Origin of the sequence: Pseudomonas sp. PAMC 25886 (genome assembly GCF_000242655.1) — a bacterium.
In the GTDB taxonomy this organism is placed as follows: Bacteria; Pseudomonadota; Gammaproteobacteria; order Pseudomonadales; family Pseudomonadaceae; genus Aquipseudomonas.
This window is the reverse complement of sequence record NZ_AHHC01000004.1, coordinates 1-9,246: the sequence shown is the minus strand read 5'-3', so window position 1 is coordinate 9,246 and position 9,246 is coordinate 1. Positions and strand designations below refer to the sequence as shown.

1 protein-coding gene is annotated in these 9,246 nt (G+C 63.6%); it reads right to left on the bottom strand.

The features are described 5' to 3' along the window. Nucleotides 1–9,246, bottom strand: a 9,246-nt coding sequence (locus MUM_RS01000000132340; RefSeq protein ID WP_010165531.1) for a non-ribosomal peptide synthetase, incomplete at both ends; no start/stop codon positions are given.

Genomic DNA, 9,246 nt, shown 5'->3' with positions numbered 1-9,246 from the left:
GATCAGTTTGTGGGCGAGCTGGTTGGCGTGCTGGTTGAGTTGGCGATAGCTCAGTTGATGTTCGCCAAAGACCAGGGCTGGTGCCTCCGGCGTGGCGGCCACCTGGGCCTCGATCAACTGTTGCACGCCGTGGTCCAGCGGGTACTGGGTGCGGGTGTTGTTCCATGCGCTGACGATCTGTTGCTGCTCGGCGCGGTCCAGCATCGGCAGGTCTGCAACCCGCTGGTGTGGTTTCTCAAGAAGGCTTTGCAGCAGTTGTTGCCAATGCCGACCGAGGCGCTCAATGGTGGCGGCGTTGAACAGGTCGGTGGCGTAGGTCAGGGTTGCGCCCAGACCTTCGGCCGATTCGATGGTGCTGAGGGTCAGGTCAAATTGCGAGGTATTGCCTTCCCAGTCCAACCCCTCGACCTGCAGCGCCGAAGGCAGTGATTGGCCTTCGGTAGCGCTGCGTTTGTCGGCACTCTGGTGGTTGAACATCACTTGGAACAGCGGGTTATGGCTGAGGCTGCGCTCCGGTTGCAACGCCTCCACCAGTTGTTCGAACGGCAGGTCCTGATGCGCCTGGGCATCCAGTGCATGTTGCTTGACCTGTTGCAGCAGATCTTCGACCCGCAGTTGCGCGCTGAACTCGGACTTCATGATTTGAGTGTTGACGAAGAAGCCGATCAGCCCCTCGGTTTCGACCCGGTTGCGGTTGGCAATCGGCACGCCGACGCGGATATCGTGTTGGCCGCTGTAGCGATGCAACAGGATCTGGAATGACGCCAGCAACAGCATGAAGGGCGTAATACCGAGGCTATGGGCCAACTGTTGCACCGCGTCGCCCAGGCCAGGCGCCAGGGTGAGTGGCAAGTGGGCACCACGGTAGCTTTGTTCAGCCGGGCGCGGGCGATCTGTCGGCAACTCCAATACGCTGTTTGCGCCGGCCAATTGGCTGGTCCAGTACGCCAACTGGCGTTCGCGCTCGCCGGCTTGCATCCATTGCCGTTGCCATACGGCATAGTCGGCGTACTGGATCGGCAAGGGTGCCAGCGAGTGAGGCTGCCCGGCCTGGGCGGCGCTGTACAGGGTGATCAGTTCTTCAACCATCAACTGCACCGACCAGCCATCGGAGACGATATGGTGCTGGGTGAGCACCAGCACATGCTCATCGTTTGCCAGGCGCAGCAGCCTGACCCGCAGCAGTGGGCCCTGTTGCAGGTCGAACAGTTGCCGGGTTTCGTGCTCCACAAAGGCCTTGATCGTGGCATCGTCCGGCGTGCCGTTCAGGGTCTCAACCACAAGGGGCCTGGGCGCCTGGGCGCCGATGACTTGCCGGGGTTGTTCGTTGTCCACCACGAAAGTCGTACGCAGGGCCTCGTGGCGGGCGATCAGTTGGTTGAAGGCTTGCTCCAGCGCCGCCACATCCAGCTTGCCCTTGAGGCGCAGGGCGGCTGGAAGGTGGTAGGCGGCGCTGTGCGGGTCCAGTTGCCAGAGGAACCACTGGCGCTCCTGTGCGTAGGACAGGGGCAGCGGTTGATTGCGTTCGACGGGCACCAGGGGCCGCTCATGCTGCCGGGAGCGGCCTTCCAGGCCTGCAACGAAATCACCGAGCACGCTGCGTTCGAACAGGCTGCGCAGTGCGACGTCAAGGCTCAGGGCCTGGCGCACCCTGGAGATAATCTGGGTCGCCAGCAGCGAGTGGCCGCCCAGGGCGAAAAAGTCATCCGTAAGGCCTACCTGCTCAAGGTTGAGCACGCTTTGCCAGATCCCGGCGACCTGGATTTCCAGCGCCGTTCGCGGCGCCACATAGTGGTTTTGCTGTTGGCTGGCATCCGGTTTGGGCAGGGCCTTGCGGTCCAGCTTGCCATTCGGGCTCAGGGGCAGCACATCGAGGAACATCAGGAAACCCGGCACCATGTAGTCCGGCAGCACCGCCGCCAAGGCAGCCTTGATCGATTGGCGCAACTGCGCTTGCGGCACGGCACTGGCGTGGGGCACCACGTAACCCACCAGTTGCAAACCACTGGCTGCCGGTTGCGCGAGGACAATGGCGTCTCGCACCGCGTCCTGCTCCAGCAACCGGGCCTCGATTTCCCCCAGTTCGATGCGGAAACCGCGAATCTTCACCTGATGGTCGATCCGCCCCACGTACTCGATCACCCCGTCAGCGTTGTAGCGCGCCAGGTCGCCGGTGCGGTACAGCCGGCCGCCACTTTGGCTGAACGGATCGGGCATGAAGCGTTCGGCGGTCAGGTCCGGGCGATTGAAATACCCACGGGCCAGCAACTCGCCGCCGATCACCAGTTCACCCACCACACCTATCGGGGCCGGGGCGCCGCTGTCGTCCAGCAGGTAGATGCTGCGCCCGGCCAAGACCTTGCCGATGGGCATGGTCAACGGCGTGGGGCGTGCGCCGGTCACGTAGTCGGTGCAGTCGAGCGCGGTGACGGTGACGGTGGCTTCGGTGGGGCCGTAGGTGTTGAGCAACTTGACGTGGCCAAGGCCAGCCTGGCCCCACGCGGCAAGGCCTTCGGGCGGCATGGCTTCACCGCCGGCATGCACTTGCTTGAGGCGCCCGTAATCCCGCGGGCCGGCCACGGCGAAGTCCTTGGCCAGCAGGTTCCAGTAGGCGGTGGTCAGGTCGACCACGCTGATCTGGTGCCGGATCAGTTCGCGGTAGAAGGTCTCGGTGTCCCAGATCTCGGTGCCGCGCAGCACCACCGAGGCGCCACAGATCAGCGCCGGGTAAAGCTGCTCGACGAAGCCGTCGAAGTTGAAAGTGGAGAACTGCAGGATGCGGTCGGCACCGTTGAGGTTGAAAAACTCCAGGGACACATAGGCATGCCGAGTCAGCGAAGACTGGTTGATGCCCACGCCTTTTGGCCGCCCGGTGGAGCCCGAGGTGAACATCACATACGCGAGGTTCTCGGCGTGGGCGCGGTTGAGCAGGTTGCTGTCGTCCAGGTCGATCCAGGCCTGCTCGTGGTCCAGGCACAGGTGTTCGACATAGGCGGGAATCGCCAGTCGTTCACGTAAATGGCTCTGGGTCAGTATCAGCCGGGTGCCGCTGTCTTCGACCATGCACAGCAGGCGATCCTGGGGGTATTCCGGGTCCAGCGGCACATAACCGCCGCCGGCCTTGAGCACCGCCAATAGGCCGATGATCATGTCCAGGCCGCGCTCCACGGCGATCCCCACCAGCACGTCGGGGCCGACGCCCAGGCTCACCAGATGCCGGGCCAGGCGATTGGCCCGGGTGTTGAGTTCGGCGTAGCTCAACTGGCGGTCTTCGAAGAGCAAGGCCGGTGCGCAAGGTTGCTTCGCGACCTGGGCTTCAAACAGCTGATGGACCCGCTGTTCGCTCGGGTAATCAAGGCGGGCGCTGCTCCAGTCATGGACCAGCGACTGGTACTCCTGGGTATCCAGCAGGCTGATTTCTGCCAGCGGCAGCTCGGCCGCACCGAGCACATGGTTGAGCAGATTGCTCAAATGCATACCGAGACGCTGCACCGTCGACGTTGAAAAGTGCGCGTGGGCATAGCTGTAATGCAGGGTCAGGGTATCGCCCAGATTGACCGTCAGGGTCAGCGGGTAGCTGGTCTGCTCATGAGTGTGCAATGCCTCGAATTGCAGGCCTTCGGGAGCCCCTTGCTGCAGCACCTCGGAGACCGGATAGTTTTCGAATACCAGGATAGTGTCGAACAGTGCCTCGCCACCACGACCGGCCCAACGCTGGATTTCGTAAAGCGGTGCGTGCTCGTGCTCGCGCAGGCTCAGGTTCAGCATCTGTACGCTTTGCAGCCAACTGCTGACACTTTGCTCCGCCAGCGGGCTGGCCACTACCGGCAAGGTGTTGATGAACAGGCCTATCTGCTGCTCGACTCCGGGCAAATGCGCCGGGCGCCCCGCCACCGTGGCACCAAACGCTACCGTGGCCTGTGCGCTGTAGCGTTGCAGCAGTAACAACCAGGCGGCTTGTACCAGCGTGTTGACCGTGACTTTCTGCTGGCGGGCAAACTCATGCAGGCGCCGGGTCTGCGCGGCTTCCACAACGCAATAGTGTTCACCATAGGCCGGCCCCGATATAGCCGGCATCTGCGTTTGGGCCAGGCGGGTCGGCTGCTCCAGGGGCAGCAACTGCGCCTTCCAGAATGCTTCACTGGCGGCACCATCCTGCTGTTGCAGCCACGCGATGTAATCGCGGTAGCGGCCAACGGCGGCCGGCGGGTTTTGGCCGCTGTAGCGCTGCAACACTTCGCCGAGCAACTGCGAGTTGCTCCAGCCGTCCATGAGGATGTGATGATGGGTGTAAATCAGGTGCCAGTCAGTGTCCGTCAGTTGCACCAAAACCAAGCGTAACAATGGCGGCCGGGCAAGATCAAAAGGTTCGCGGGATTGCGCCTGGGCCAGCGCCTCCAGGGCGGCCGGCACGTCATCACGGTTACGCCAGTCGAGTACGCTGAACGGCAACTGCACCTGGCGGTGCACCACTTGCTGCGCCTGCGACCAGTCGCCGGGCCAGATGAAACCGGTGCGCAGGATGTCCTGGGCGTCGACGGTAGCCTGCCAGGCGGCACGAAAGCGCGCCGCGTCCACCCCCAGCACATTGACGCGCATCTGGTTGATGTAATCGCCGGCGTCCTGCTCGTACAGGCTGTGGAACAACATGCCCTGCTGCATCGGCGACAACGGATACAGGTCTTCGGCCTGGGCCCCCAACTGCGGCAACGCATCCAGCTGGCGCTGGCTGATACCGGCCAACGGGAAATCCGACGGCGTCGCCTGTCCGGCCTCAAGCGCACAGCAATGGGCAATCAACGCCTTGAGTTCGCGGGCATAGTCGTCAGCCAATTGCTGGACGGTCGTGGTCAAGAACATCTCACGGCTGAAACCCCATTGCAGGAACAGTTCCCCGCCGTAGACCTGCCCTTCAACCGTCAGCCAGTTGGCCAACGGCGCCAGGGGGTCCTGGGCCAGGCCATTGCCTTCGGTGGAAGGCACGAACAACGCCGCTTCGTCGAACTGGCGGTCGAATTGCCCAAGGTAGTTAAACGTGATGCGCGGCTGAGCCAGAGCGGCCAGGGCCGCGACCACGGCAGGCTGCGCCAGGTAGCGCAACACACCGTAGCCAATGCCCTTGTCCGGCACCTCACGCAATTGCTCCTTGACCGCCTTGATCGAGTCCGACAGTTCCTGGGCCGGGGTCAGGTTGACCGGGAACAGGCTGGTGAACCAACCAACGGTACGGGTCAGGTCCACGCCGTCAAACAGGTCCTCACGACCATGGCCTTCCAACTGAATCAGGGTACTGCCCTGCCCGCTCCAGCGGCACACCACACGCGCCAGCGCGGTCAGCAGCAGGTCGTTGACCTGGGTTCGATAAGCGGCCGGCGCAAGGGTCAGCAGTTGGCGGGTGGTGTCGGCATCCAGGGTGCAACTGACCTTCTCCTCCAGGTATTGATGCAAGCCGCCGTGGGCATTATCGCAAGGCAAATCCGCCATCGACGCCGCCCCAAGCCGCGCCTGCCAGCCTTCAAGCTGGGGCAGGAAGCGCGCAACGGCGTCTTGCAGCCGGGCGGTCCAGGCTTGATAGGAGGTGGTCTTGCCTGCCAGTTTCGGCACCGTGCTGTCACGCAAACCGGTGTACAGCTGCTGCAAATCATCCAGCAGCACGCGCCAGGACACGCCATCCACCACCAGATGATGGACCACCAGCAGCAAGCGCTGGCTGTGGTCGGGCATCTGCACCAGCAGCGCTCGCAGCAACGGGCCGTCTTGCAGGCTGAGGCTGCGCTGGGCCTCATCACACAGCTCGGCCAGGGCCGCGTTGCTGTCAGCCTGGCGCTGCCATAACACGGATTCAACCGCGGCCTCGCCGTAGTGCTGCTGCCATCCCTCGGCACCCGGCTGATAGCGTAAACGCAGGCCGTCATGGTGGTTGACCAGCTGCTGCAACGCGGCATCCAGGTGCGCCGCCATTATCGGCTCGCGCGGCACCAGCAACAGCGACTGATTCCAGTGCTGGCGCTGGGGGATGTCCTGAGCGAAAAACCACTGCTGCACCGGGCTGAGGGCCGCCGGACCGTGGGCAGCACCCTGGTCGATCGCGGAGTGCAGGCGCAGGCTGGCGACTTGTGCCAGGCTACGCAGGGTCTGGTGCTGGAACACGTCCTTGGGGCTCAGGCTGATCTCGGCCTGGCGTGCCCGGCTGACCACTTGCATGGAGACGATGGAGTCGCCGCCCAGTTCGAAGAAGTTGTCGTCCAGCCCCACGCGTTCAATGCCGAGTAACGTTTGCCAGATCGCCGCCAGCGCTTTTTCCGTGTCGCTGCTCGGCTCGACGTGTTGCCGTGCCGGTTGTGAACTGTCGATGGCCGGCAGGGCCTTGCGGTCGAGCTTGCCGTTGGGGGTCAACGGCAAGTGCTCCAGGAACAGCAAATGTGTGGGCACCATGTACGCCGGCAGCACCTGCTTGAGAGCGGCCTTGAGGGTTTCGCGCAAGGCGTCCTGAGCCTCGGCATCGCCAGATAAATCCGGGTTGGTGGGCACCAGATAAGCCACCAGTTGCTGGCCACTTGGGCTGTCCTGGACCAGTACCGTCAACTCACGTATCGCGGGCTGGCGCGACAGTTGCGCCTCGATTTCCCCCAACTCGATACGGAAGCCGCGCACCTTGACCTGATGGTCGATGCGCCCCTGATATTCCAGCACGCCGTCGTCCAGGTAACGCACCAGGTCGCCGGTGCGGTACAGACGTTCACCACTGGTGGCAAACGGGTTGGGTACATAGCGCTCGGCGGTCAGGGCCGCACGCCCCAAATAGCCACGGGTTATCCCCGCGCCCGCCAGGTAGAGTTCGGCGCACACACCCTGGGGCACGGCCTGCAACCGGGCATCCAGCAGGTAGCTGGCAGTATGGTTGATGGGGCGGCCTATACTCGCGCGACCACCGGTAGCACGCCGGGTATAGGTGGAATAAGTGGTGTCTTCAGACGGGCCATAAAGGTCGTAGACATGCTCGATACCCGGCTGTTGATACAACGCCTCCACCAACGCCTGCTTCAGTGGTTCGCCGGCCAGGTTGATGACGCGCACCCCGGGAGGAATCTGCCCGGTGCGCTGGAGCGCGGCAATCGCCGATGGCACCGTGTTGATCAAGCGCACCCGGTCACGGGCCGGCAGGTCGGGCAACTCCAGGGCGTTGCGGGCGATGATCAGCGAACCGCCGGCGGCCAGGGTCACAAACAACTCCCACACCGAGAGGTCGAAACACACCGAGGTCGAGGCCAATACACCCTGCACATCCTCACGGCTGAAGACCCGCTGCGACCAGTCGATCAGCGCCAGCACGTTGCGATGGGCAATTGCCACGCCCTTGGGCTTGCCGGTGGAGCCCGAGGTGTAGATCACATAGGCCAGGTTGTCCGGGGTTACCGCCGTGACCGCTTCGGTGACAGGCCATGGCGCCAGCAGTGATACCGGATCGTCGAGCAAAATCACTTGGGTATCGGGGATGATCGGCAGGGTTGCCGCCACCGCCTGTTCGGTCAGCAGCAGCAAGGCGCGGCTGTCTTCGAGCATGTAGGCCACGCGCTCGGCCGGGTAGTCCGGGTCCAGCGGCACATACGCGCCACCGGCCTTGAGCACCGCCAGCAGCGCCACCAGCAACGCCTCGGAACGGACCATCGCCACGCCGACGCGCACCTCTGGCCCCACACCGTGCTTGATCAGCAGATGGGCCAACTGATTGGATTGCTGATCGAGTTGCTCATAGGTCAGCTCACGGACGCCAAAGGTGACCGCCAGTGCCTGCGGGGTTTGCCGCGCCTGCTCGGCAATGCGCTGATGGATGCACAGCGCCTCGGGGAAGCTGTCGTGACGGGGATTCCAGTCATGCACGATGCGCTGGTATTCGTCTTCGTCCAGCAGCGGCAAATCGCCGACCGCCTGACGGGGATCGGACACCATCCCCTGCAACAGTCGCAACCAATGGCGCGCCATGCGCTCGATGGTGGCCGGGTCGAACAGGTCATCGGCGTAAGTCAGTGCGGCATGCAGGGTGCCGGACTGTTCATAGGTGTCCAGTGTCAGGTCGAATTGCGTGGTACGGCCTTGCCCTTGCACCAGGCTCAGTTCCAGACCTGACGCGGTGCTGACCGTGGAAATATCCGCCACCTGCGGCTGGTGGTTGTACATCACCTGGAACAGCGGTGTGTGGCTCAAGCTGCGCTCGATATTCAGCGCCTCCACCAGCCGTTCGAAGGGCAGATCCTGGTGGGCCTGAGCGCCAAGGGCCGCTTCCTTGATGGCTGCCAGCAGTTCGTCGACAGGGGTTTGCCCGTTCAATTCAGTGCGCAGTACTTGGGTGTTGACGAAGAAACCGATCAGCCCTTCGATCTCGCTGCGGTTACGGTTTGCAATCGGCACGCCAACCCGAATATCGCCCTGACCGGTGTAGCGGTGCAGCAGCACGTTGAACGCGCCCAGTAGCAGCATGAACAGGGTCACTTGATGCAGCTGGGCACAGGCGCGCAATTGCTCTACCAGCCGGGCGTCGACTGCGAAGGTATGACGTGTACCGCGATAGCTGGGCATGGCCGGACGAGGGTGATCCGTAGGCAGTTCCAGCACCGGATGCTCATTACCCAGGCGCGCCTGCCAGTATTCCAGCTGGCGGGCCTGCTCCCCCGCTTCCAGCCAGCGGCGCTGCCACAGGGCGTAGTCGCTGTACTGGATCGGCAGGGCCGGCAACCGTGGCTGCTCATTGCGCTCATGGGCGTCATAGCAGCGAATGAACTCGTCGATCAGCACGTTCATCGACCAGCCATCGGAAACGATGTGGTGCAAGGTCAGCAGCAGCACGTGTTCCTGCTTGGCCAGCTTGAGCAAGTGCACCCTCAGCAAAGGGCCGTTGGCCAGGTCGAAGGGCAGCAGCGACTGGCGGGTGGCGGCCTGTGTCACCGCCTGCTCGCGCTCGGCTGGCGCCAGGGCGCTGAGGTCTGATTGCTCGATGGCCAGCGGCGACTGTGCGGCCACTTGCAACAGACTATCATCCGCCTGGCGCTGGAACACCGTGCGCAAAGTCTCATGGCGGGCCACCAGGCTGGCGAACGCCTGCTCAATTGCCGGCAGGCTCAACGCCCCTTTCAGCCGCACCGCCCCCGGCAGGTTATAGGCGCCACTGGCAGGATCCAGTTGCCACAGAAACCACATCCGCTGCTGCGCGTAGGACAGCGCCTGCCGGTCCTCGGCCTCCACTCCTGC